The sequence below is a fragment of the Enterobacter sp. ODB01 genome (genome assembly GCF_001623605.1).
GTDB classification, from domain to species: Bacteria; Pseudomonadota; Gammaproteobacteria; order Enterobacterales; family Enterobacteriaceae; genus Enterobacter; species Enterobacter kobei.
The window spans coordinates 1,193,620-1,219,527 of the sequence record NZ_CP015227.1 but is presented as its reverse complement, the minus strand read 5'-3'; the positions used below and the strand labels follow the sequence as shown (position 1 = coordinate 1,219,527).

Genomic DNA, 25,908 nt, shown 5'->3' with positions numbered 1-25,908 from the left:
AGGGGATAAAAATGACAAAGACAACCAGGGTTATCTCCTGGACTACAGGGATTTTCTTGTTGTTGATCGTGGTTATCGTCGTCATTATTGCGACGTTTGACTGGAATCGCCTTAAGCCGACCATCAACCAGAAAGTCTCAGCTGAGCTGAACCGTCCCTTCGCCATCCGCGGCGATTTGGGCGTGGTATGGGAACGTCAGAAACAGGAGACCGGCTGGCGAAGTTGGATCCCCTGGCCGCACGTCCACGCCGACGACATTATTCTCGGCAACCCGCCGGATATTCCGGACGTCACCATGGTCCATCTGCCACGCGTTGAAGCCACGCTGGCGCCGTTAGCGCTCCTGACCAAAACCGTCTATCTGCCGTGGATTAAACTCCAGCAGCCCGATGCGCGTCTGATCCGCCTTTCTGAAAAGAACAACAACTGGACGTTTAACCTTGCCAGCGACGGCGAAAAAGATCCTAATGCCCGGCCCTCTTCATGGTCATTCCGTCTGGACAATATTCTTTTCGATCGCGGGCGGATCGCCATCGACGATAAGGTCAGCAAGGCGGATGTGGAGCTCCTGGTCGATCCGTTGGGTAAACCGCTACCGTTTAGCGAAGTGACGGGCAACCAGGCGAAAGGCGATAACGCCAAGGCGGGAGATTATGTTTTCGGACTGACGGCCAAAGGGCGCTACAACGGCCAGCCGCTGAGTGGGAAAGGAAAAATGGGCGGCATGCTGGCGCTCAGGAGCGAAGGTACGCCGTTCCCGGTGCAGGCAGATTTCCGTTCAGGGAATACGCGCGTGGCATTCGTGGGCACGGTCAACGACCCGATGAACATGGGGGGCGTGGATCTGCGGCTGAAATTTGCCGGTGATTCGCTGGGTGAACTGTATGAGCTGACCGGTGTGTTGCTGCCCGATACGCCGCCGTTCGAAACGGACGGGCATCTGGTTGCCAAAATCGACACCGAAAAATCGTCTGTCTTTGACTACCGGGATTTTAACGGCCGCATCGGTGACAGTGATATCCACGGCTCGCTAACCTACACCACCGGAAAACCGCGCCCGAAACTGGAAGGGGATGTGGAGTCCCGCCAGCTACGTCTGGCCGATCTGGGCCCGTTGATTGGCGTGGATTCGGGCAAAGGCACGAAGTCGAAAGAGGTCAAAAAGGACGTTCAGCCTGCGGGGAAAGTGCTGCCTTACGATCGCTTCGAAACTGACAAATGGGACGTGATGGATGCCGATGTACGCTTCAAAGGGCGTAAAATTGAGCATGGCAGCACGTTGCCGCTGAGCGATCTCTCGACGCATGTCATTCTTAAAAACGCCGATCTGCGCCTGCAGCCGCTGAAGTTTGGTATGGCGGGCGGAACGATTTCCTCGAACATTCACCTCGAGGGCGATAAAAAGCCGATGCAGGGGCGCGCCGAAATTCAGGCCCGCAGGCTGAAGCTGAAAGAGTTGATGCCAAACGTGGAGTTGATGCAGAAAACCCTCGGTGAAATGAACGGTGACGCGGACATTCGCGGGGTAGGGAATTCCGTGGCGGCGCTGCTGGGCAGCGGCAATGGTAACCTGAAACTGCTGATGAACGACGGCCTGGTCAGCCGCAACCTGATGGAGATCCTGGGGCTGAACGTGGGCAACTTTATCATCGGGCAAATTTTCGGGGATGACGAGGTGCGGGTGAACTGCGCCGCGGCCAATCTGGATCTGGTTAACGGCGTGGCGCGTCCGCAGATTTTTGCCTTCGACACGGAAAACGCGGTGATTAACGTGACCGGTACCGCCAGCATGGCCTCAGAGCAGCTGGATTTGACGATCGACCCGGAAAGTAAAGGGATCCGTATTATTACCCTGCGCTCGCCGCTTTATGTCCGCGGCACCTTTAAAAATCCGCAGGCAGGCGTGAAGCCCGGGCCGCTGATCGCGCGTGGTGCGGTGGCCGCAGCCCTCGCGACGCTGGTCACCCCAGCCGCCGCGCTGCTGGCATTGATCTCGCCGTCAGAAGGTGAGGCGAACCAGTGTCGGACAATTTTGTCGCAGATGAAGAAGTAAGATGCGGGATGTTTTTGCCGGGTGGCGCTGCGCTTACCCGGCCTACATGTTGAATCGTAGGCCGGGTAAGGCGTAGCCGCCACCCGGCATGAGCTTACAGTGCCTGATGCTTAGTCTCATGCGTCAGCAGCAGCGCAATCAGCGTCAGCGCCGCCATGGCCGCCAGGTAAACGCCCACGTAGAACAGACCATAATTTGCCTGCAGCCAGGTGGCGATGTATGGCGCAACGGACGCCCCCAGAATGGAAGAGACGTTGTAGGAGAACGACGCACCGGTATAACGCACTTCCGTCGGGAACAGCTCTGGCAGCAGCGCGCCCATTGGGCCGAAGGTGAGCCCCATCAGGCTAAGGCCAATCAGCAGGTAGGCCATCACCAGTGCCGGGCTACCCGAACCCAGCAGCGGCGGGAAGACGAACAGGGCAAACAGAATGATCAGCGTGGTGATCGTAATCATGCTCGCACGACGACCGAATTTATCCGCCAGCAGGCCGGCAATCGGCACCATCACACCAAACCCGATGACCGCCATCATCAACATCCACAGTACTTCGTTACGCGGCAGACCCAGCCCAACCGGCGCGGCGGCAGTACTGTAGGTCATGGAGTAAACCGTCATGATGTAGAACAGCGTATAGGTTGCCAACATGATGAACGTGCCCAGCACGGTGACGCGGACGTGTTTGGTCAGCAGCGTGCCCAGCGGGACTTTCACCTGTTTTTTCGCCGCGGCCACTTTCGCGAACACTGGCGTCTCATGCAGGGACACGCGGACATACAGGCCAATCAGCACCAGCACGGCAGAGAAGACAAACGGAATACGCCAGCCCCAGTTCATGAACTGTTCATCCGTCAGCAGCCAGGAAAGCAGCAGGAAGGTCCCGTTGGCAAAGAAGAAGCCAATCGGCGCGCCAAGCTGCGGGAATGAACCGTACAGCGCGCGTTTACGCGGCGGGGCATTTTCGGTCGCCAGCAGCGCCGCGCCACCCCATTCACCGCCCAACCCCAGACCCTGACCAAAACGCGCCAGCGCCAGCAGGACCGGCGCCAGAATGCCAATGGTTTCGTAGGTCGGCAGCAGGCCGATCGCCACGGTGGAGATCCCCATCGTCAGCAGCGAGGCCACCAGGGTGACCTTACGACCAATACGGTCGCCAAAGTGTCCAAACAGCGCAGAGCCAATCGGACGTGCAACAAACGCGATAGCAAAGGTTGCCAGAGACTGCAGCGTCGCCGCCGTCGGGTCTCCCTGCGGGAAGAAAATATGCGGGAAGACGATGACCGCAGCGGTGGCGTAAATGTAAAAGTCGAAGAACTCAATGGCGGTGCCAATCAGCGATGCGACGACAACTTTATTGCGCGAGTTGAACGGGACGTTTTCCGCGCCAGAGTCGAGTGTTGTGGCTGTTGCTTGCATAATATTTTCTTATTTTTTATCGAACGAAAGGCCATATTACGCACAGCAAAAGCGACATTTCAATCTGTAACAAAGTCGCGTTCTGGTGATAAAAGCAACAAAAAGCGGATAATTTTCAGGCCAGCGAAAATGCTTCCATGAAATGCTTCACAGTTTTTAAATATTGGTGAATAAAACTGTTTTTTGGTTAAATAAAAGTTACGGGCTGGATTTATATGCTGAAATGATGAGTCGGGCTGAAATTTCAGCCCGAGAGAGGGGTTAGCGGTGTGTTTTTCCCGGCATGCGTGTGTCGCCTTTGTACTCGGCGGTGGCAATCCACGCGGCGCAGAACAGGGTCAGGCGGGCGAAGAAGTAGAAAAAGGCCATCAACCCCAGCACGGAGCCGAACGCCGCGCCCGACGGGGATTTCACCAGCGACGGCAGGGTGTAGGTCATCACGATTTTAATCACTTCAAAGCCTATCGCCGCAATCAGCGTTCCGCGGAGCAGGGCCTTCTTGCGCGGACGATGACGGGGCAAACGCCAGAAAATCCAGAAGAACAGCAGGTAGTTGGCGAAAATGGAAATCGCCAGCCCAATGCCGCGCCAGGCCGGTTTCAGCCATTCGATGTAATCCAGATAGAGTGCAGAGATAATCATCTGCTGTGCGGAGCCCGCCACGGAGGTAATTGAAAGCGTAACGATGAGCGCAATGAGCAGGCCAATCAGCGAAACAAAGTCGCGGAGATACTTAACCCATATTTTCTCCTGATCCTGCGGCTTACGCTCCCACACCTCTCGCGACTGGGCGCGAATGGCCTCGCGGAGGTTGCCCATCCAGTTTACCCCGGAGTAAAGGGCGATAAGCAAACCAACGATCCCAACGGTCGTACGTTGCTGAACAGCGGTATTAATCGTGCTTTTTAGCGTGGTGGCGAGGGTCGGGTCACTGACGTTATTCAGGATTTTATTGAAAATATCCTGCAGCAGCGTCGGGTGCGACGCGAGTACAAAACCGGCAGCTGCAAACGACACCATCAGAATGGGGATCATCGACAGGAAGGAGAAATAGGTGATGGCAGCACCAAACTGGTTCCCCATGCGGTCATTAAAGCGCTCGGTCGCACGTATCAAATGCGCAACCATGGGAAACTGCTGAATTCTTTCTGCCAGGCTGGTGACGGTGCCCAGCGTCTTGCTGGCCGCCCCTGGGGTTTTAGCCTTTTCTGGCCCGGTTTCCATCTTCTTGATGGGATCATAATCTAAATGTTGGGTGGGTCGTTGCGGGTTATTTTCCGGCGTCACGCGTCTTTTCCTTTTCGTTAGGCTGGATGTTACTGAATTATAGCTTGCGACTAATCCACGTAAGCTTTTGTGAGTTCGGTCAGCCACTCCATGAACAGATGTACCCGACGGGAGAGGTTGCGGCGATGGGGATAAATCAGGGACACGGGCATCGGTTCCGCGCGATATTGCGGGAGGATCTCAATCAGTTTTTTCGTCCGCAGTAAATCACGTACCCCAACACGTGGAACCTGAATGATGCCCAGCCCGGCAAGGCAGGCCGCCTGATAGGTTTCCGTGCTGTTGACGGTTAATACACCGCCCGTCTTTATCCACTGCGTTGCACTGCCGTTATAAAATTCAAAGCCCTGCGGACGGGTACCCAGCATGGCGGCGTAGTGAATCACCGCGTGTGAGCCCAAATCATCCAGCGTTTCAGGGTAGCCAAAACGCGCCAGATAATCCGGACTGGCACAGTTAATTACCGTCAGTTTCCCCAGCGGCCGGGCAATTAACCCTGAATCTTTCAGGGAGCCCACGCGGACCACGCAATCAAACCCTTCGCGAATCACATCCACCAGACGATCGCTGCTGCTGAGTTCCAGTTCAATACCCGGGTACTGCTGCAAAAAAGTCGGCAGTCTGGGGATGACTAAATTTCGAGCAACGCCGACGGGCATATCCACGCGCAGCCTTCCGCTTATGGTGGAGGGATCGTGCTGAAACAGTCCGTCCAGTTCATCAAGGTTTGCCAGCAGATCTTTTGCCCGTTCGTAATAGACCATGCCGTCCTGCGTCAGGCTGACGCGACGCGTGGTCCGGTGCAACAGTTGGGTGCCAAGGCGGTTTTCAAGAGCCTGAATTTGCCGCGAAACGCTGCCTTTCGGCAGCGTTAAGGTTTCTGCAGCACGGGAAAAACTTTCCAGTTCCGCGACGCGAACAAACAGCTGCATTGCGTGAATTTTATCCATAGATGAAGCTCATTGTTGTTGCTGTTGAAACAGTGAAGCGTTTTAAACCCTCTTTATTGATCTTCTATCACCTAATAAGCTCTTTCTCAATCTCCATAACAGCCAAAACGAGGTTTATGATGACTGAACGTATCGCATTAGTGACGGGTGGTAGCCGTGGTTTGGGTAAAAACGCGGCGTTGAAGCTGGCAGCAGACGGAACGGGAATTGTTCTGACGTACCACAGCAATCAGCAGGACGCGCTGGAGGTTGTTCGCGAAATTCAGGAAAAAGGCGTGAATGCTGCAGCATTACAGCTCAACGTCGGTGATATTGCCAGCTTCGATAAGTTTGCTCAGCAGCTTCAGGAAATCCTTAAGGCCGTCTGGCAACGCGACACCTTTGATTATTTATTGAACAATGCCGGGACGGGTTTATATGCACCCTATACCGACACAACGGAAGCCCAGTTTGATGAGGCGATGAATATTCATTTCAAAGGGCCTTTCTTCCTGACACAGCGCCTGCTGCCTCTGCTGAATGACGGAGGCCGGATCCTCAACGTCTCCAGCGGGCTGGCCCGTTTTACCCAGCCAGGCTCCGGTACCTATGCAGCGATGAAAGGGGCGATGGAAGTGTTGACCCGCTATCAGGCGAAGGAGCTGGGTGCGCGTGGTATCTCCGTCAATATTATCGCGCCGGGCGCGATAGAAACCGACTTTGGCGGTGGACGCGTTCGCGACAACGCGCAGCTTAATCAGATGCTGGCATCACAGACGGCGCTGGGGCGGGTGGGGTTGCCGGACGATATCGGCGATGCCATCGCGGCACTGCTCAGCGATAAGCTGGGCTGGATGAATGCGCAACGTATTGAGGTGTCAGGCGGTATGTTCCTGTGAGGCCTGCTGTTAAGGGGAGGGAACCCCTTAAGGAAATCCTTAAAACTGATGTGTCAAAGTACGGGCAAATATAAAAACCACTCGCGGATTTGTAACCTCTCCATTCATTGAGTTTTTTCTTAAATACTGCCTCTGTAGAATCCCCCTTCGCTATTCTCAGAGGGAGAAAAACGATGCGAGTAATCATGTTTGACAGGCAGTCGATATTTATTCATGGAGCGATACACGGTCTGCAGGAGTTAATTCCTGAAATAAATATAACGGGCGCTTGTCAGGCGGACGATTTATGGGGGCAAATATCTGCTTCACCGTCTGCTATCGTGATGATTGACGGCAATTTGATCCAGGAAGAGGAGAGTGCTTTCCTGGAAGAGCTTATGGATTCCTTCCCGGCGATACGGGTGATTATGGTTCTGGCAAGAAAAGAGGCCAGATGGGTTGAGCAGCTCATGCAGCGAAACGTGATGGCCATTATCCCCCGTAACGCTAACCCCGAACGGTTTGCCGCCGTGCTGGATTCCGTGTCGAGAGGGATGGTCTGCTTTCCCGGGGAGTGGGTTAGCCAGCAATCATCAGCACAGCCGTTACTCTGTTTAAGCGAGCGTCAGCGCGAGGTACTCAAACTGCTGGCAGCGGGAGAGTCAAATAAAGAGATTGGCCGCAATCTCAACATCAGCGCGGCCACGGTAAAAGCGCATCTGGAAGCACTTTTTCGGCGGCTGGAGGTGAAAAACCGGACCCAGGCGGCCATGTACTATACCCGGGCGATAGCCTGATACAGCGCGTTCAGACGTGAAGGCGTCTCGGCGAAACTGAATATCAATACTACCAATGCATCATGCTGCTGTTGGGTTAATGGGCGTGTTATATTTTCCCGCAGCAGCCTCTCACATAACTGAATATCTTCCTGAAGCAAACATTCTGCCTGAAGCGGAGTAATGCCTCCGTGAAAATTGTCCTCCTCATGGATCGCATGTCCATAGCCGATCACCCATAAACCATTTTCATCACGATATTTCTCCAGTGAAAGCCCCTTTTGCTTCTTTATTAAATCAATGGCGGCATAAGAGATATTCAGCGCATGACCTTTCATATTCATTTCCTCGTAATGGCGATACTGTAGAGTAATTGAACAATGAAAAATATCCGCCAAATGGCTGTTGATCAGGCGTTATGGTTCAGATATTCATGCCGCAATAAACCCAATAACCAGTCATTTTGCCAGCGTCCGGAAAGGTAATAGCTCTCGCGAAGCTCCCCCTCCAGACGAAAGTGGGCTTTTTCCAGCAGACGTCTGGAGGCGACATTTCCCGCCGTGACGGTGGCGGTGAGCCGACGTAGTCCGCCCTCACGAAAGGCGTAATCGCAAAGCGCCTGCAGGGATTCGAAACCGTAACCTTTCCCCTGCGCCTCGGGTGCAAAAAGAAAGCCCACTTCAGCGCAATCGTCCTCACGATGAATATACCCGGTCACGCCCAGCGGTGCCTGAGAGGTGGCATCACGGACGACGAGACACAGCCAGTGCGTGCTGCCCGGCGTCCAGAGGGGCAGACGAGAATCAAACGCCTCACGAATCGCGGCAACGGGACGGTTTTCCGCCACAAAGCGCATCACGTCAGGATGTTGCTGCAACGCCAGAAAAAAGGGCCAGTCATGCTCCTGCAGAGGCGAGCAGTTCAGGCGTGAAGTCATTAAAACCGGCATTAAGATTCTCCTGAAACATTTTTAATGATTTTAGGGTTGTCACTTTATTTCAACAGAAAGTCAGGTATGGTTAAGCATGTATAAATAAAAGAAAAATGGCCATAAGTGCCCATTCCTGATGTCTTCGTTGTCGCTTAAGGAAAACAATGACTCTCAGCACATCACATCATATTCGCGAACAGTTTGAACACTGTCTGGCGGTCATTCGCCAGGCGTCGGTTGAAATTTTGCTTCTCCTGAATGTACATGTTTCTGAGGGAAAAGATCCACGCTGGCTCCTGGAACAACTGGATAGCGCACGTTTAGCGCTCGGGGGATGGGCAGCCGTTGCGAAGACGCTCAATCTGAATGATGCCGAGATGTCGGAATTTACGCTGCAGCTGCGCCTGCTGCAGCAGCGCGTTCCACAGTATGAAAGCGGGCAGGATGTCAGCGAAAACCAGCTGATTGCGGCGATGCGCTTTGTGACCACGCTGGAACATCTTCGTTTGCAGCAGCCGTTGCTGACTTACAGCACGGAGCTGGCAACGGGTAGCGAACTGCAGCAACAGCAGGCGCACAAGCAGGTTCGCGCCATTGAGCTGATGATTAAAGGACTTATTCAGCAGGCCTGGCCCGATCAGGTGCGGCTCAATAATCATCTCAAGACCTTATTTAATGCCGACCGGGTAAGACGCTGGCTGAAGCTCGGGGAGATCAACGATATCCTGAGTGGGATGATGTTCAGTGAACTGGCGCAGATGCTGGTGGATAAAAAAGAGTTCAGCCGGTATTACGCCTCGCTGTTTAACGATCCTGCCATGCTGACGCTCCTGGTAGAACCGCGTAAAACGCTGCAAACCTTCCTTGATGATATTCGGCAAATTCGCAACAACATCACGGTTCAGAAAACGTTAAGTTCGGCGCAAATTCAGCTGCTGGATAACTACTACATGCAGATATCCCGACCGGTTCAACGTGCATTCGAAGAGGGGAGAACGCGCGTCAACCCGGCCGGATTGATGGCGGTGGACGCCAGTGAACTGCACACTTTCTGGGAAAAGGCGCAGAAAATGGATCGTGTTACCGGTGGCGATCTGTTTGAGGTTCGTGACACGATTGAAAAGCCGACCCAGCGCGCGCCGCGCACGCCCGAACAGCGTGAGCAGCTTATCTCCGGTGCGTTATGGGGCGCGGTTGGCGTGATGGTAATCGCCATCCTGGTGGGCGGCTTCTGGCTGGTGACCAGCAGCAAACCGCAGTCATCGGCCGAACACACTGCGCAAGCGGCTCCGCCGAAAGATATGCGCGAAACCCCTTCTGCGCGCGAGACGCTGACCCGCATGGGGGTGACCTGGGACGACAATAATTTCCGTTCAGCGATTAATCGCAACGATACCCGTGTCGCGCAGCTCTTTTTGCAGGGCGGGATGGACTGGAAGCTGTCATGGACCGAAGAGGCGATGTCGGCAGGCCATGACGACGTGCTGGAACTCATGCTGCGCTACCGACGGAACATGACGGAAGAGAAGCCATGCCGTCGCTTTATCAACACGCTCAGCCACGCGATGTCGAACGGTGAATCCCTGACCTCAGTGCGTAAAGCGTATCTCAAAGCGTTCTGCACCGTGCCCGCCGTGGTGAAGCGCCAGCAGCACGATCTGGATATGGCTACGCGGCGTGCGCAGTCGCAACCGGATGCCACCACGAAAAAATGGCAGTCCATTCAGACTGCCATTTATGAGGTGATTCGCTGAACCCTTTACCCTATGGGAGAGGGCCGGGGTGAGGGCACCAGACCGCACCCCACTCAAGGCTCCCCATACAACCCTATCAGCCGTCGCACTACGCCGTTGGTCCAGCCGAAGCCGTCCTGAAGGGGATACTCACCCCCGCCACCCTCGCGTGGCGTACTGCTGGCGATATGATACTTCTCAATCAGCTTGTGGTGGGTCTTATAAAAATGATTCACCGTCTGCAGCCAGCTCCAGGCGATCTCATCGCCCAGTGAGTCATTGCCATACTGCTTGAACCCCTGAATGGCCATCCACTGCAGCGGGGCCCAGCCGTTGGGTTTATCCCACTGTTCGCCGGTTTCATACTCGGTTGCCAGAATCCCGCCCGGCGTCAGCAGTCGCGTTTTCACCGCATCCGACAGTCGATCGGCCTGTTCATGCGTGGCCATACCGACGTACAGCGGCACAATGCTCGCCGCAGAGAACAGCGCCATCACTTCGCGGCGCCAGTCATAGTCGCGATAGCAGCCGCTTTCTTCATCCCAGAGGTAGCGGTTAATCGCGGCGCGGCGATCGCTGGCCTTCTGATGGAACAGTTCAGCGGTCTCTTTATCCCCTTTCGACGCCGAGATATTGGCGATAGTACTCTCCAGCTTGAACAGGAAAGCATTCAAATCGATCGGGATAAACTGCGTGGTGCGAATGCTGGCCAGTCGGCCAGGCTCACGCAGCCAGCGGGAGGAGTAATCCCAGCCTGAGGCTGCACCCGCGCGCAAGTCACGATACACTTCGTTTGGCGGACGTCCGGAGTGACGGGCCGTTTCTACGTCCTCAATCCACGATTCGTCCCGGGGCGTGTCGCGGTCGTCCCAGTAGCGGTTGAGCAATGATCCATCCGGCATACGTACCGCGCTGCGATAGGCCTGATTAAGCAGCAACGACTCGGCACCGTCCATCCAGAAGGCGTGCTCCATCTTGAGGTGCTCAAGGTAACGCTTCGCGCCGCGTACCCCGTCCTCTTCAAACAACTCGACCATCAGGGCAAAGACCGGCGGCTGAGAGCGGCTGAGGTAATAGGTACGGTTACCGTTTGGGATATGCCCGTAGCGTTCGATCAGCCACGCGAAGTTATCCGCCATACACTTCAGCAGGTCGTTACGTCCGCTCTCCGCCAGCCCCAGCATGGAGAAATAGGAGTCCCAGTAATAGGTCTCACTGAATCGCCCGCCGGGCACAATATAGGCCTGCGGTAACACCAGCAGAGAGGACCAGGGGATATGGTCCTGCGGTTCGCGCGTCAGCACCGGCCACAGGCTGTCAATGTGCTCTTTTAGCGACAGACCGGGGTCAGAAACATATTCCGTGCCGTAGGTGGCCGGTAGCCAGAAGTGGTTCTCTACAAACTGGCGCAGGTCGAAATCCCGGTGACGTTTCACTTTACGATAGCGGATCAGGATATCCAGCGGGTCCATCTTCGGCGCGCAGTCAGGGAAGGTTTTGCTGTCCGCGAACAGGCGTGTTGACTGAACATGCTCGAACAGTTCCAGATAGCGATCGGCGGGCGTCAGGGCATCGGAGGCGGGTAGCCCCTCGATCATTTCGGGTTCCGGCTCCGCCTCAATCATTTCATCCAGTTTCAACTCGCAGGGATCGGTCTCGTAGCGCAGCTCTTCTGCGATCTCGAATTCGATATTCTCGGTAGCCTGTAGTTTCTGGTTGAACATGGTGATAGGGACCTCCGGTTGTGTGTACTTAAAGACAGTTTTTTTCCGGGCGTCTTATAAGCGTAGACATTCGCTTCGGTAGATGGGGAGGGAAATGTGCGGTAGATCACTATTTTCGGAGCATTCGTTTTGCAACGATTTATGAATGTGAATAAAAAAAGCCCCTCCGGGGAGGGGCTTCTGCCTTAACGCATGGTAACAAACTCTTCCGCGGCGGTCGGATGGATTGCCACGGTGTTGTCGAAGTCTTTCTTGGTCGCGCCCATTTTCAGCGCCACGGCGAAGCCCTGCAGGATCTCATCCATGCCGAAGCCAATGCCGTGGATACCCACAATCTTCTCGTCCGGGCCCACGCAGACCAGCTTCATGCGGCATGGCTGACGGTGAGAGGTGACGGCGGTATACATCGCGGTGAACGCGGATTTATACACTTTCACCTGGTCGTCGCCATACTGCTCGCGCGCCTGCGGCTCGGTTAAGCCAACGGTGCCGATGGGCGGATGGCTGAAGACCACGGTCGGGATGTTGGTGTAATCGAGATGCTCGTCAGGCTTGTTGTTAAACAGACGTTCGGAGAGACGACGTCCCGCCGCAACGGCCACCGGGGTCAGCTCTACGGCACCGGTGTTATCGCCGACTGCGTAAATGCCCGGTACGTTGGTGTTCTGGAACTTATCGACGACGATATAACCTTTTTCGTCGGTTTTCACGCCGGTCACGGCCAGGTTAAAGTTGTCATTCGCCGGTTCACGACCAATCGCCCAGATCAGGCAGTCGACGGTCTGGCTGCGGCCATCTTCCAGCTCCAGCGTCAGGCTGCCGTCCGCATTTTTCACCACCGCTTTCGGCACCGCGTGGGTGTGGAGTGTTGGGCCTTCAGCGTTCATGACTTCAACCAGCGTCTCGACAATCAGCGGGTCAAAGCTGCGCAGCGGCGCGTGTTTACGCACAAACAGATGCGCTTCCGCGCCCAGGCCGTTGATCACGCCCGCCAGCTCTACCGCAATGTAACCCGCGCCAACCACGGCAACGCGCTTAGGCAGGGCAGGCAGTTCAAAGAAACCGTCTGAGTCGATGCCGTATTCCACGCCCGGAATGTCCGGGTGGCTCGGACGACCGCCGGTGGCGATCAGGATATGATCGGCGGTGATCGTCTCACCGTTCACTTCGATCGTTTTCGCATCCACAAAGCGGGCAAAGCCGTGGATGACGTCGACGTTATTCTTACCCAGCACGTTGTCGTAGGAGGTGTGAATACGGTCGATGTAGGCGGTACGGCTGGAGATCAGCTTGTCCCAGTCAAAGTGATTGAGGGTGGTGTCAAAGCCGTAATCCGGGCCGTACATATGGATAGCTTCACGGATTTGCGCCGCGTGCCACATCACTTTCTTCGGTACACAACCCACGTTCACGCAGGTGCCGCCCAGCGCTTTAGCTTCGATCAGCGCACATTTCTGGCCATACATGGCCGCGCGGTTGATGGAGGCGATGCCACCGCTGCCGCCACCGATTGCGATGTAGTCATAATGCTTAGTCATAGCTTTTATCCTTAATCGTGAATTGCCGCGATTGTATACCTGAAATCAATAGTTTCCACCGATGGCTGCGATTACTCCGGCACGATCCAACTGACGGTGGCGTGGCCTGTACCCGCTGGCACCAGCGTTTTGTGCAGCCACGGCAGTACGTTGTGCATCTGCGCTTCGAGCTTCCACGGCGGGTTAATCACAATCATGCCGGAGGCGGTCATGCCGCGCTGGTCGCTGTCCGGGCGCACGGCCAGCTCAATCTGGAGGATTTTGCGGATCCCGGTCGCTTCCAGATCTTTGATCATGCGTTTGATTTGCGCGCGCAGCACCACCGGGTACCACAGGGCGTAAGTGCCGGTGGCAAAACGTTTGTAGCCTTCGTGGATGCCGGTCACCACCGCCTGATAGTCGGTTTTGATTTCGTACGGCGGATCGATCAGCACCAGGCCGCGGCGGGAAACGGGCGGCAGTTTGGCTTTCAGCTGCTGGTAGCCGTCGGCTTTCTCCACGCGGGCGCGGTTATCTTTCTGAAACTCAGAGCGCAACAGCGGGAAATCGCTGGGATGCAGTTCGGTCAGCTGAATGCTGTCCTGCTCGCGCAGCAGCTGGCGGGCAATCAGCGGTGAGCCTGGGTAGTAGCGCAACTGGCCGTTGCGGTTGAAGTGGTTCACCACGCCGATGTACGGTTCCAGTTCGGCTGGCAGGTCGTCCTGCTGCCAGATGCGGGCGATCCCTTCCAGATATTCACCGGTACGCTCGGCATGCTCGCCGCTCAGCTGATAACGGCCCGCGCCCGCGTGGGTGTCCAGATAGAGAAACGGCTTCTCTTTCTCTTTGAGCGATTCAATGATCAGGCTCTGAACGGTGTGTTTGAGGACGTCGGCATGGTTGCCAGCGTGGAAGCTGTGGCGATAACTGAGCATGGGTAATGATTTTCCGCTGAATTGACGATTTGCCACAGTTTACAGCAGAACGGCACAGATTACCCGCAGGCCCGGTAAGCGCAGCGCCACCGGGCGCTTTTCCACGACGTCCGGCATTGAAATCCTCTACACTTAACCCCATTAATTAATGATATGCACAGCGCCGGATGCGCGCTTCATTCACCTATTTCAACAGGACAGCGCTTATGACCAATCCATTACTGACGCCTTTTTCGTTGCCGCCGTTTTCTAAAATCCTCCCTGAGCATGTGGTTCCAGCCGTTACGCAATCGCTGGACAACTGCCGCGCGGCGGTAGAAAGCGTGGTGGCGCAGGGCGCACCGTACACCTGGGAAAATCTGTGTCAGCCGCTGGCCGAAGTGGACGATGTGCTGGGGCGTATCTTCTCCCCGGTAAGCCACCTGAACTCGGTGAAAAACAGCCCGGAACTGCGCGAGGCCTATGAACAGACCCTGCCGCTGCTCTCGGAGTACAGCACCTGGGTCGGCCAACACGAAGGGCTGTACAAAGCGTATCGCGATCTGCGTGACGGCGACCATTACGCCGAGCTGAACACGGCGCAGAAAAAATCGGTCGATAACGCCCTGCGTGATTTCGAGCTGTCCGGGATTGGTCTGCCAAAAGAGAAGCAGGTTCGCTACGGTGAAATCGCCGCGCGCCTGTCCGAGCTGGGCAACCAGTACAGCAACAACGTCCTCGACGCCACCATGGGCTGGACGAAGCTGATTACCGATGAATCCGAGCTGGCCGGGATGCCGGAAAGCGCGCTGGCAGCAGCGAAAGCGCAGGCCGAAGCGAAAGAGCAGGAAGGCTATCTGTTAACGCTGGATATCCCAAGCTACCTGCCGGTAATGACCTACTGCGACAACCAGGCACTGCGTGAAGAGATGTACCGCGCCTACAGCACGCGCGCCTCCGATCAGGGGCCGAATGCCGGTAAGTGGGACAACAGCCCGGTGATGGCGGAAATCCTCGCCCTGCGTCACGAGCTGGCACAGCTGCTGGGCTTCGAAAACTACGCCGACAAATCCCTCGCCACCAAAATGGCGGAGAACCCACAGCAGGTGCTCGACTTCCTGACCGATCTGGCAAAACGCGCCCGTCCTCAGGGTGAGAAAGAGCTGGCTCAGCTGCGTGCTTTTGCGAAAGCGGAGTTCGGCGTGGACGAGCTGCAGCCGTGGGATATTGCGTACTACAGCGAAAAACAGAAGCAGCATCTTTACAGCATCAGCGATGAGCAGCTGCGCCCGTACTTCCCTGAAAACAAAGCCGTTAACGGCCTGTTCGAAGTGGTGAAGCGCATCTACGGCATCACAGCCAAAGAGCGAACCGATATCGACGTCTGGCATCCGGACGTGCGCTTCTTCGAATTGTATGACGACAAGAATGAGCTGCGCGGTAGCTTCTACCTTGATCTCTACGCGCGTGAGAATAAGCGCGGCGGAGCGTGGATGGATGACTGCGTCGGCCAGATGCGTAAAGCCGACGGTTCCCTGCAAAAGCCGGTCGCTTACCTGACCTGTAACTTTAACCGCCCGGTGAATGGCAAACCTGCGCTGTTTACTCACGACGAAGTGATCACCCTGTTCCACGAGTTCGGTCACGGTCTGCATCACATGCTGACCCGCATCGAAACCGCAGGCGTGGCTGGCATCAGCGGGGTACCGTGGGATGCGGTCGAGCTGCCAAGCCAGTTTATGGAAAACTGGTGCTGGGAGCCGGACGCGCTGGCGTTTATCTCTGGTCACTATGAGACCGGCGAACCGTTGCCGAAAGAGCTGCTGGATAAAATGCTGGCGGCCAAGAACTACCAGGCAGCGATGTTCATCCTGCGTCAGCTGGAGTTCGGCCTGTTTGATTTCCGTCTGCACGCCGAGTTTAGCCCGGAACAAGGGGCGAAAATCCTCGAAACGCTGGCCGAGATTAAAAAGCAGGTTGCTGTGATCCCTGGGCCAACCTGGGGCCGCTTCCCGCATGCGTTCAGTCACATCTTCGCAGGCGGCTATGCGGCAGGTTACTACAGCTACCTGTGGGCCGACGTGCTGGCAGCGGATGCTTTCTCCCGCTTCGAAGAAGAGGGGATCTTCAACCGTGAAACCGGCCAGTCGTTCCTCGATAACATCCTGACCCGCGGCGGTTCTGAGGAGCCAATGGTACTGTTCAAACGCTTCCGTGGCCGTGAGCCGCAGCTGGATGCGATGCTTGAGCATTACGGGATCAAAGGCTGATAGTTCGTGAAAATCTGCTTAGTGGATGAAACAGGCGCCGGAGACGGCGCCTTATCTGTTCTGGCGGCCCGCTGGGGGCTGGAGCACGATGAAGATAACCTGATGGCGCTGGTGATGACACCGGAGCATCTTGAATTACGTAAGCGCGACGAACCGAAACTCGGCGGGATTTTTGTCGATTTTGTCGGCGGTGCGATGGCGCACCGGCGCAAGTTCGGCGGCGGTCGCGGCGAGGCGGTGGCCAAAGCGGTGGGGGTTAAAGGGAACTATCTTCCGGACGTGGTCGATGCCACGGCGGGGCTGGGTCGCGATGCGTTTGTGCTGGCGTCTGTTGGCTGTCGTGTGCGAATGCTGGAGCGTAACCCGGTGGTCGCCGCATTGCTCGACGACGGGCTGACGCGTGGCTACGCGGACCCGGAAATCGGCCCGTGGCTGCAGGAGCGGTTGCAGTTGATCCACGCCTCCAGCCTGACGGCGCTCACCGATATCACCCCGCGCCCGCAGGTGGTCTATCTCGACCCGATGTTCCCGCATAAGCAGAAAAGCGCGCTGGTGAAGAAAGAGATGCGGGTGTTTCAGTCGCTGGTGGGGCCGGATTTAGATGCAGATGGTCTGCTGGAGCCTGCCAGACAGCTCGCGACGAAGCGGGTGGTGGTGAAGCGCCCTGACTACGCGCCGCCCCTGGCGGACGTGGCCACGACTAACGCGGTGACCACGAAAGGGCACCGGTTTGATATCTATTCAGGTACACCGGAATAAAAAAAGCCGGGTGGCGGCTTCGCCTTACCCGGCCTACATCCTCGATCTATTCCTTCTCCCTTTGGGAGAGGGTTAGGGTGAGGGGAATTTAACGCACTTACTCGTCTTCTTCGTCACGCAGTGGAACAATCAGCATATCCACGTGAACGGTGTTGATCAGCTGGCGCGCGGACGACATCAGCTTGCTCCAGAAGTCCTGGTGGTGACCGCATACGACCAGGTCCATGTCATATTTCTTAATCGCATCAACCAATACCTGACCCAGGTCGCCGCTGCCGCTCAGGGTCTCGGTAATCGGGTAGCCCGCGTTGGTGGACAGTTCGCTCAGGGCGTGATGCGTCTCTTCGGAGATGCGCTTCTGCATATCGCCGAGATTCACGTCGATCAGACCGGTATAGAGGTCGGAGTAATTCACATCAACGTGAATCAGGGAAACTTTCGCGTTGTAGGGGCGTGCCATGGATACCGCTTTATCAACCAGCACTTTGCTCTCCGGAGAGAGGTCTACCGCGATGAGAATGTGTTTGTAAGCCATAGTGTTACTCCTTCCTTAAGTTATCGATGACTAAATGAGAATGCCGTCGTCTGATACTTTCATTACGGCCCAGTTAAACATATTTTTCAAGCTTTGGTGTTGATAACGATTAACCTTGTGGCAAAAAAATTAACGGATCTCCTACACTATTTAATGAGCCGTTCGGATATTAAAACGCGAACCGGATCGACTTTTGGTCATTCTTTCACTGAACTGTCTGTCAGGGCATTGGGGTGCGGGAGCTCAGGAGCCTTGCTCCGTGGGCGGACGCCGGGGAGGATGTATGATTAGCACCGTCGCATTGTTTTGGGCGTTATGCGTAGTTTGCATAGTGAATATGGCGCGCTACTTCTCATCGTTACGTGCGCTGTTAGTGGTACTTCGTGGTTGCGATCCGTTGCTTTATCAGTATGTGGACGGTGGGGGGTTCTTCACCTCGCATGGACAGCCCAGCAAACAGATGCGACTGGTGGGATACATCTACTACCAGCGTTACCGCGATCATCACGATGAAGAGTTTATCCGTCGCTGCGAGCGTCTGCGTCGGCAGTTCATTCTGACCAGCGCCCTGTGCGGGCTGGTTGTGGTCAGTATGATTGCATTGATGATTTGGCACTGAGCATAAAAAAAGCGGGTCAGTTTCCTGACCCGCTTTTTGTCGCCTTCAGCTGATTAGATCAGCTTCAGCGAAATCCAGTACAGACCACCAGACAGCAGGATGGACGCCGGAAGGGTGAACACCCAGGCCATCAGGATGTTGGTCACGGTTTTGCGCTGCAGACCGCCACCGTCAACAATCATGGTACCTGCCACGGACGAGGAGAGTACGTGGGTGGTGGATACCGGCATCCCGGTGTAGCTCGCCAGGCCGATAGAAACCGCCGCCGTCATCTGCGCGGACATCCCCTGCGCATAGGTCATGCCTTTCTTACCGATCTTCTCGCCGATGGTGGTTGCCACACGACGCCAGCCAATCATTGTACCGATACCCAGTGCCAGCGCGACGGCCATGATGATCCAGATTGGCGCGTACTCAATGGTGTTGAGCATATCGCTTTTCAGTTTCTTCAGAAGACGTTTGTCGTCGGCATTCACCTCTGGCAGTTTCGCGACTTTATCGGTCACGTCAGAGATGCAGAGCATGATACGACGCAGCTGACCACGCTGTTCAACGGCCAGTTTGTCGTAGCTTTCGATATCGCCCAGCATGCCTTTGGCGCGTTCCAGCGCGTTAATCGCGTTTGCCGGATGGCAGTGGAATTCGCCCGGCGCGGTAGTTGCACCGGCTTCCGGAGATGGGATCAGCTGATCAACGCCGGTCGCTTTTTTCAGCAGATCGGGATGCTGCTGGAAATAGGTCTCAACGTTGTTGACGGCATCACGGGTACGGGTGATTTCGTAACCAGAGGCGTTCATGTTAACCACGAAACCTGCCGGTGCGACACCGATCAGTACCAGCATCACCAGACCAATGCCTTTCTGCCCATCGTTCGCGCCATGAGAGAAGGCCACGCCGATAGCGGAAATGATCAGCGCGATACGCGTCCAGAATGGCGGTTTTTTCTTACCGTCTTTCTTCTCACGCTCTGCTGGCGTCAGGTGGATGCGCGCACGTTTCTTGGTGTTGCTCCAGTAGCGACGCAGGATGAAAATCAATCCACCCGCAACCACCAGACCCACAATTGGAGAGATGATCAGAGAACCGAAAATGCCCAGTACTTTAGGCAGGTTCAGCGCATCAACGACGGATGTCCCGGTCATCAGGGCGTTAGTTAACCCGATACCGATAATCGCGCCGATGAGAGTGTGAGAGCTGGATGCAGGCAGGCCAAAATACCAGGTACCGAGGTTCCAGATAATGGCAGCAAGCAGCATTGAGAACACCATGGCAAGGCCATGACCGGAACTCACGTTAAGCAGCAGATCCGTTGGCAACATATGCACGATCGCATACGCCACGCTCAGTCCGCCCAGAAGGACACCAAAAAAGTTAAATACCGCCGCCATAACAACCGCAAGTTGCGATCGCATTGCGCGAGTGTAGATAACCGTTGCTACTGCGTTTGCAGTGTCGTGGAAGCCGTTGATCGCTTCGTAAAACAGTACAAAAACCAGAGCAAGCAATAATAAAAGCCCGGTATGTAAATCCAGGCCGGCAAACAAATGTAGCATAGGACGTTACGCCATTTTGAGGACATGAACGCGGCGCATTATCCAGGACAAATGCGCAACGGGCAAAGTGAAATATAGACTTTTTTTGACATACCACCTGATTTGAGAAAAGTGCTTGAAGGGATAATCGTTAAATTTCAATGGAATGGCTTTGTAAGAACTTTTTACGCTGGTGTGACCACAGAGGAAACTTTACAATCCGCGGCAGTTAACGAAGAGGATTTTGACGTGGAAAGGTTTGATGCCGTGGTAATTGGCGCCGGTGCGGCGGGTATGTTTTGTGCGGCGATGGCCGGACAGGCGGGTCGTCGTGTGCTGTTACTGGACAACGGAAAAAAGCCTGGCCGCAAGATCCTGATGTCGGGCGGCGGGCGTTGTAACTTCACCAATCTTTATGTCGAACCCGCGGCGTATTTGAGCCAAAACCGTCATTTTTGCAAATCTGCACTGGCGCGTTACACCCAGTGGGACTTTATCGACCTGGTGGGCAAGCACGGCATCGCGTGGCATGAAAAGACGCTGGGACAGCTGTTCTGCGACGACTCCGCGCAGCAGATTGTCGATATGCTGGTCGCCGAGTGCGAGAAGGGCGGCGTGGTGATGCGTCTACGCACGGAAGTGCTGGAGGTCGCCCGCGACGAACAGGGGTACACGCTGCAGCTGAACGGTGAAACCGTCAGTGCTGATAATCTGGTCATCGCCAGCGGTGGCCTCTCTATGCCGGGTCTGGGCGCGTCCCCGTTCGGCTATAAGATTGCCGAGCAGTTTGGTCTTAAGGTACTGCCCACGCGCGCGGGTCTGGTGCCCTTCACGCTGCACAAACCCCTTCTTGAACAGCTTCAGACGCTTTCTGGCGTCTCCGTTCCTTCCGTCATGACTGCCGAAGACGGGACGGTATTCCGTGAAAACCTGCTCTTTACCCATCGGGGGCTCTCTGGCCCGGCGGTACTGCAAATCTCCAGCTACTGGCAGCCAGGTGAATTTGTCACGGTGAATCTGGTGCCGGACTGCGACCTGGACGCGTTCCTCAACGAGCAGCGCGAGGCGCACCCGAATCAGAGCCTGAAAAACACGCTGGCGATGCAGCTGCCAAAACGTCTGGTGGAGTGCCTTCAGGTGCTGGGGCAGATCCCGGACGTATCGCTTAAGCAATTGAACAGCCGCGAGCAAGAGACGCTAGTGGAGACGCTGACAAACTGGCGCGTTCAGCCAAACGGCACCGAGGGGTACCGCACGGCGGAAGTGACGCTGGGCGGCGTTGATACAAATGAACTCTCCTCGCGCACCATGGAAGCCCGCAACGTGCCGGGGCTCTACTTTATCGGCGAAGTGATGGACGTCACCGGCTGGCTCGGCGGGTATAACTTCCAGTGGGCGTGGGCAAGTGCCTGGGCGTGTGCGCAGGCGCTGGCCGATGTCCGAGGACAATAAAGTTGTACACAAAGCACTAAAGTTGTAACCATTCTCAAAAAACGACGCTAATGTTGTATACTTACTGAATGTGTGGTTATAGGGTTGGAGACTATAAAATGCACATATAGGTACGTATCAATGTCGTTTTTAGGGTACGATCATGGCTAGGGGTAGGCGTCTCAAATCCTATTTGGATTATGAAAATGCGCTAGGTGACGGCATAGGAGTGGGCTATGGCCAAAGTTATCAGCCCTGGCTTAGAGCTCAGGACGTTAAATCCCGTGGAAACCGTTCGATAGTCTTTGGCCTTAAGACGTTTCGAAACCATCATCTCCTTTCTTCTGTCGAAAGTAACTTTTTCTATCTGGCTGAGTTTAATGACTCGGTGATTGATATCCGGGAACAATTCCCACTCTTTCCTCTCCGGCTTACCCAACAAATAGCAAATCATCTACATTTTCAACATCCTATGGTGAGGGGAGTAAGAGGAGTACCTGTCGAAGTTCTGAATGTTATGACAACCGATTTTTTACTGACCTTGAGAACTCCTGAAGGCGGACTTCGATACAAAGCTATAGCAGTAAAACATAACGAGAGCATACCTGAACGCGAAGCCCAAAAACTTGAAATAGAGAGGATGTTTTGGCAGTTGATTGATGTTGAGTTTCAAATTTATGTTGGCTCGGAACTCAATAACGTCGTCGGTAAAAACATTTGCTGGGCTACTTCTGTATTAAGAGATGGTTCTGAATTTTATGATAAATATCCTCTTGATAAAATCCTATGGAAGCTTAAACCAGATGTTTATCCCATAGTAGGACTACGTGCAATGATTTCATCAATCTTTGGGGTAGATGCACAAGAAGCGATGATGTTATTGCAGGCAATGATTGGATTAAAAATGATAAATGTTGATTTATCATATCCAATACTCGAAACCGGTCTGATAAAGATAATTTCCAATGACCACTATATAGGACTGAACTCAAATGGATATTATTAGGAATTCAGTCTGGCTCTCTCAAGGCACTGATTTGCTTGCAGAGGGACTTTACCGTGTTTTGGATTTTGACAGAAAGGTCGATTTGTTAATTTTGTTTAAAATAAAATCAGAAAGAACGGGTAAGCCAATCCCTTTCTCATTTTCAATGTTTAAATATTATATTGAATCAAATAGCATAACTTGTAAAGATTATATATATCCTTCATATATGTTAGTAGATGAGAAAGAATTAACAGATAAAGACAGAGGAAGGCGAGATGAAAATTACAATATCATTAAAGATCTTGTAGATGACAGAATGTTTCTGTTCGACTATGCATTACATAAAAAGTCGCACCTTTTAATGGATTACTCAAGAAATAAAAAAATATCACAATATACTATCAGAACGCTTCTGGCGTTGTATTGGCGACATGGGCAGGATATTTATGCATTGCTACCCGCATTCTCGAACTGTGGCGCCGCTGGGAAAAGTAGAATCAAACATGAAATTAAACTTGGGAATTCCAAAAAAAACAGAGCATTACCTAATGAACGATCACGTGTTTTCATTCTTAATGAAAGAGATATAAATAATATTAGAAAATCTCTCATTACGTATCATTATAAAGTTAACGGAGATACGATAAAGAAAACATTAGAGAGACATATTGATTTGTATTTTAGGGATGAAATTAAAACAGCAAACCTAGAAAATAGAGCTCCATATGTTCCTTCTTTAAAACAATTTTCATACTGGAATAAAAAACTCTTCACTAAAGATTTCTCGATAAATAAGAAGAACACGAAAAAAGAAATAGACCTCAAAATGCGGGCGCTTTTAGGTAGTGTGGCTAATACAACTGTTTTGCCGGGTGATGTTTTCGAAATAGACTCAACTGTCGCTGATGTACATCTTATTTCGAGTTTAAACAGACGAAAAGTCATTGGGCGTCCTACTATTTATACAGTGGTGGATCGTGCAACAAGAATGATTGTTGGCCTTCATGTTTCTTTATACCATGCTTCATGGCGAGCCGCCCGACAAGCGTTAGCAAATTGCTTTATGCCAAAAAAAGAATATTGTAGATTATTTGGAATCTCTATTACTGATGATGATTGGCCTTGTTCTCACATTCCATTAACATTGATGTGTGACAACGGGGAGATGATTGGTCTTAAACCTCAGGAAGAGATGACCCCCCTGACAAAACTTGAGTTTGCGCCAGTCGGTAGAGGCGACAGAAAAAGCATTGTTGAACGCTGTTTCGGCATTCTGAATGATGAGGTTATTCATAGGCTTATTGGAACAACACGAAGGGGAAAGATTGTTAAAGGAGAGCCAACACCGCAATCCAGGGCTTGTTTAACGATTCAGGAGGTCACGTCTTTACTGATTCGGGAGATACTTGCACATAATCAGAGAACGTATGAGGAACTGGCTTATATCAATCCCTTACTGATTGAAAATGATCTCGTAATATCACCAAAAAATAGTTGGATGATAAGCTTAAAGCACGGGAGATTCAGCGCAAGAGCCGTTGGGGCCGACGAAGTGATCGCACGATTGTTAATCCCTGTGAACGCTAACATTACCGCCGGTGGGATTCAGTACAATAATCTTTTTTATGAATGTGATCCTGAAATTGCATCAGGTGTCAGAGTATTTGGAAGAACCACTTGTGAAGCAAGAATAGATGACAATTGCGTAGATTATATATATGTAAGATTTGACAAAAATAGCATTTTCAAAAAACATTACCTACTTAAGAAAAGAGATGTATTTAAAGGGAAAGCTCATCTTGATACAGATGTAATGGCTGATTGGGTAGATACTCAAAAAGAAATTAATTTATTTACTCTGGATTCGCTCAGCAATATCAATAATAAAGATGAATTTAACAGGAAAGGTAACGAAAGATTAAATGAAATATACGAATCTCGCCGGGTACATGGTAAAGATATTAAAAAGAACAGGAAAAATGAACTTGATTCATTAGGGCGAACTCATGTTGCTAATGGAAGATCTGAACCCCTACTTCCTTCATCCAGTAATGTTCTGCTTTTGCCTGGCCGGGAGGAGAAACAAAGATGGTTAAAAGGTAAGAAGAAGACTGAGGACGCAGAATAATGAACCTTATACGGCGCGTTTCAGCGATATATAAAGAACAGGAGTTACCTGAGTATCGTGGCAATCCCTTAATTGAAGCACTTCCTGAAGCGCTTACGGAAGATGAAGTACTTCTGGAAATGAGTTATTTCCCCGAAATTGACGAAAAAATCCGCTGGACTGCCCCGGCGAATGTTAGAGAGCAGTATGTCGAACGTATAAAGAAATTCCGTTGCCCTCAAACCAATCTTATCCAGGCTTATAAGATGATCTTACGGGCACTTAGGGAAAGCTATGCAGCTCGTAATCCTTTAAAAAGCGGAACAATTCAATATCTTCATTACTATGGAAATGAGCGTCCTGATATTGAGCCAGAAAGTGGATATTTTAAATCCCAGGCTGAAACTATTACGATAGTTGGAATGAGTGGTTCTGGAAAAACTACCATGATTGAGCAAGTCATGGATCATTTCCCTCAGATTATAGAACACAGCAGCTATAAAGGAGTTTTTCCCGGCTTCAGTAAGCAAATTGTATGGGTAAAGATTAATTGTCCATACAATTCAAGTGTGAGAGACCTTTGTGAAGAGATTTTACAAAATTAGATGATGCAATTGGTATTGAACGAACTACACCTGAGATTAGAAATGGTGCTCTGGCTCGCCAGATTGCACAAAGAATTAAATCATCATTTTTGGGTATCCTTGTTATTGATGAAATGCAGAGGCTTAAATTTTCAAGAACCGGGGGTGAGAGTAAGTTGATTGATTTTTTACATGAAATTGTAGATTCCATGGGGGTATCTATGGTTTTTTGTGGAAATCATCCTTTTGACGAGACGCTGACAAAGAAAATGAGAATTGCCAGGCGGGCAGAGTCTGGTGGTTACATGAAAATTAAGAATGTTAGATACGATTCACAAGACTGGCAATCGTTTATTCATTATTTATGGCCATTACAATGGACAAATGTTGAAACTCCATTAAATGATGAGTTAAACGAAAAATTATTCATTTTATCTAAAGGCAATATTGGATTGGCTCAGATGATTTATCGGGGGGCACAATTAAAGGTTATCGGTAGCGGCAATGAAATCATCACTGGCGCAGTCTTGTCGGCCTCTGTACCGGTACTCGTGAGTCATACGGAGGAATATAAGGATACTCCACTCCCGGGGGCCGCGACTGAAGATGAGGAAGCTAAATGGCTCTCTGCATCTAATGAGGGTGATGCTTCGGCTAAAATCATGGCAGAGAAGTCCCTAAAGTCTTTGATCCCTGGGGATATAGACAGGCCACAGCACAAGGAATTCGTAGGAAAAATAGACGAGGTTTTGCGCAATTTCGACGAGAAAATACTGTCTCTTGACCACGATCTTGTTATCAACAGAACAGCTGAAAAGAAAAATACCTACGATGCTCTTCAGCGTTGCGGGCTTATAAATATAGATCCACTTAATAAATTGTAATGAGGTAACAGTTCGTAACGGTCAAAGAGAGGTGTGGGA

Annotated in this window: 20 protein-coding genes and 1 pseudogene; 11 read left to right on the top strand and 10 right to left on the bottom strand. The window is 52.7% G+C overall.

Annotation, left to right across the window (positions count from 1 at the left end):
• Positions 1-11: 11 nt before the first annotated feature.
• On the top strand, positions 12-2,054 hold the full coding sequence (locus A4308_RS05905) for an AsmA family protein (RefSeq protein WP_045281297.1): 2,043 nt from the start codon (positions 12-14) through the stop codon (positions 2,052-2,054).
• A 94-nt stretch (positions 2,055-2,148) separates the two neighbouring features.
• Here the strand turns inward: A4308_RS05905 and A4308_RS05900 are convergent, their stop codons facing one another.
• The 3 genes from A4308_RS05900 to A4308_RS05890 all read right to left on the bottom strand — a co-directional run bounded on the left by A4308_RS05900 (position 2,149) and on the right by A4308_RS05890 (position 5,708).
• Positions 2,149-3,471 (bottom strand): MFS transporter, encoded by a 1,323-nt coding sequence (locus A4308_RS05900; RefSeq protein ID WP_045281298.1) that lies wholly within the window; start codon positions 3,469-3,471, stop codon positions 2,149-2,151.
• Between the two features lie 261 nt (positions 3,472-3,732).
• A complete protein-coding gene (yhjD, locus tag A4308_RS05895; RefSeq protein ID WP_014885592.1) occupies positions 3,733-4,758 on the bottom strand; it encodes an inner membrane protein YhjD in 1,026 nt (341 codons plus the stop codon).
• Positions 4,759-4,808: 50 nt separating this feature from the next.
• On the bottom strand, positions 4,809-5,708 hold the full coding sequence (locus A4308_RS05890) for a LysR family transcriptional regulator (RefSeq protein WP_023337927.1): 900 nt from the start codon (positions 5,706-5,708) through the stop codon (positions 4,809-4,811).
• Between the two features lie 119 nt (positions 5,709-5,827).
• On the opposite strand from A4308_RS05890, the gene A4308_RS05885 reads away from it, so the two are divergent.
• Both A4308_RS05885 and A4308_RS05880 read left to right on the top strand, forming a co-directional pair.
• Positions 5,828-6,586: an SDR family NAD(P)-dependent oxidoreductase gene (locus A4308_RS05885; RefSeq protein ID WP_045281299.1), complete on the top strand. Its 759-nt coding sequence runs from the start codon at positions 5,828-5,830 to the stop codon at positions 6,584-6,586.
• A gap of 173 nt (positions 6,587-6,759) precedes the next feature.
• Positions 6,760-7,362, top strand: coding sequence for a response regulator transcription factor (locus A4308_RS05880; RefSeq protein WP_014885589.1), 603 nt, complete (start codon positions 6,760-6,762; stop codon positions 7,360-7,362).
• Here A4308_RS05880 and A4308_RS05875 read toward each other — a convergent pair.
• Together A4308_RS05875 and A4308_RS05870 are read right to left on the bottom strand one after the other, a co-directional pair.
• The gene (locus A4308_RS05875; RefSeq protein ID WP_063308481.1) at positions 7,341-7,679 is read right to left on the bottom strand and encodes a lysozyme; all 339 of its coding nucleotides are present in this window, start codon (positions 7,677-7,679) and stop codon (positions 7,341-7,343) included. The genes A4308_RS05880 and A4308_RS05875 overlap by 22 nt on opposite strands.
• A gap of 71 nt (positions 7,680-7,750) precedes the next feature.
• Positions 7,751-8,290, bottom strand: coding sequence for a GNAT family N-acetyltransferase (locus tag A4308_RS05870; RefSeq protein WP_023337926.1), 540 nt, complete (start codon positions 8,288-8,290; stop codon positions 7,751-7,753).
• 146 nt (positions 8,291-8,436) lie between these two features.
• On the opposite strand from A4308_RS05870, the gene A4308_RS05865 reads away from it, so the two are divergent.
• The gene (locus A4308_RS05865) at positions 8,437-10,026 is read left to right on the top strand and encodes an STY4199 family HEPN domain-containing protein (protein WP_014885586.1); all 1,590 of its coding nucleotides are present in this window, start codon (positions 8,437-8,439) and stop codon (positions 10,024-10,026) included.
• A gap of 53 nt (positions 10,027-10,079) precedes the next feature.
• On the opposite strand, the gene A4308_RS05860 is transcribed toward A4308_RS05865, so the two are convergent.
• From A4308_RS05860 to A4308_RS05850, 3 genes are all read right to left on the bottom strand, one after another.
• Positions 10,080-11,729, bottom strand: coding sequence for an alpha,alpha-trehalase (locus A4308_RS05860; RefSeq protein ID WP_014885585.1), 1,650 nt, complete (start codon positions 11,727-11,729; stop codon positions 10,080-10,082).
• Positions 11,730-11,914: 185 nt separating this feature from the next.
• Positions 11,915-13,267: a glutathione-disulfide reductase gene (gorA, locus tag A4308_RS05855; protein WP_045281300.1), complete on the bottom strand. Its 1,353-nt coding sequence runs from the start codon at positions 13,265-13,267 to the stop codon at positions 11,915-11,917.
• A 71-nt stretch (positions 13,268-13,338) separates the two neighbouring features.
• A complete protein-coding gene (locus A4308_RS05850) occupies positions 13,339-14,181 on the bottom strand; it encodes a 23S rRNA (adenine(2030)-N(6))-methyltransferase RlmJ (protein WP_045281301.1) in 843 nt (280 codons plus the stop codon).
• 206 nt (positions 14,182-14,387) lie between these two features.
• Between A4308_RS05850 and prlC the strand changes: the two genes are divergently transcribed.
• On the top strand, positions 14,388-16,430 hold the full coding sequence (gene prlC, locus A4308_RS05845) for an oligopeptidase A (protein WP_023331525.1): 2,043 nt from the start codon (positions 14,388-14,390) through the stop codon (positions 16,428-16,430).
• 6 nt (positions 16,431-16,436) lie between these two features.
• Positions 16,437-17,189 carry a 16S rRNA (guanine(1516)-N(2))-methyltransferase RsmJ gene (gene rsmJ, locus A4308_RS05840; RefSeq protein ID WP_014885581.1) on the top strand — a complete coding sequence of 251 codons (753 nt, stop codon included), beginning with the start codon at positions 16,437-16,439 and terminating at the stop codon, positions 17,187-17,189.
• A gap of 97 nt (positions 17,190-17,286) precedes the next feature.
• On the opposite strand, the gene uspA is transcribed toward rsmJ, so the two are convergent.
• The gene (uspA, locus tag A4308_RS05835; protein WP_003861223.1) at positions 17,287-17,724 is read right to left on the bottom strand and encodes a universal stress protein UspA; all 438 of its coding nucleotides are present in this window, start codon (positions 17,722-17,724) and stop codon (positions 17,287-17,289) included.
• A 283-nt stretch (positions 17,725-18,007) separates the two neighbouring features.
• Here uspA and uspB point away from each other — a divergent pair, with 283 nt between their 5' ends.
• Positions 18,008-18,343, top strand: a complete 336-nt coding sequence (gene uspB, locus A4308_RS05830) for a universal stress protein UspB (RefSeq protein ID WP_003861224.1) — start codon at positions 18,008-18,010, stop codon at positions 18,341-18,343.
• 53 nt (positions 18,344-18,396) lie between these two features.
• Here uspB and pitA read toward each other — a convergent pair whose 3' ends face one another.
• Positions 18,397-19,896, bottom strand: a complete 1,500-nt coding sequence (pitA, locus tag A4308_RS05825) for an inorganic phosphate transporter PitA (RefSeq protein ID WP_023337922.1) — start codon at positions 19,894-19,896, stop codon at positions 18,397-18,399.
• A gap of 228 nt (positions 19,897-20,124) precedes the next feature.
• On the opposite strand from pitA, the gene A4308_RS05820 reads away from it, so the two are divergent.
• From A4308_RS05820 to A4308_RS05805, 4 genes and pseudogenes are all read left to right on the top strand, one after another.
• The gene (locus A4308_RS05820) at positions 20,125-21,327 is read left to right on the top strand and encodes an NAD(P)/FAD-dependent oxidoreductase (RefSeq protein ID WP_058690723.1); all 1,203 of its coding nucleotides are present in this window, start codon (positions 20,125-20,127) and stop codon (positions 21,325-21,327) included.
• Between the two features lie 142 nt (positions 21,328-21,469).
• Positions 21,470-22,312, top strand: a complete 843-nt coding sequence (locus A4308_RS05815) for a TnsA endonuclease N-terminal domain-containing protein (RefSeq protein WP_000090708.1) — start codon at positions 21,470-21,472, stop codon at positions 22,310-22,312.
• Positions 22,299-24,422 (top strand): transposase, encoded by a 2,124-nt coding sequence (locus tag A4308_RS05810; RefSeq protein ID WP_000351437.1) that lies wholly within the window; start codon positions 22,299-22,301, stop codon positions 24,420-24,422. Before A4308_RS05815 ends, A4308_RS05810 begins: the two co-directional genes overlap by 14 nt.
• A pseudogene (locus A4308_RS05805) lies at positions 24,422-25,869 on the top strand (ATP-binding protein). Before A4308_RS05810 ends, A4308_RS05805 begins: the two are co-directional and overlap by 1 nt.
• The last annotated feature ends 39 nt before the right edge of the window (positions 25,870-25,908 follow it).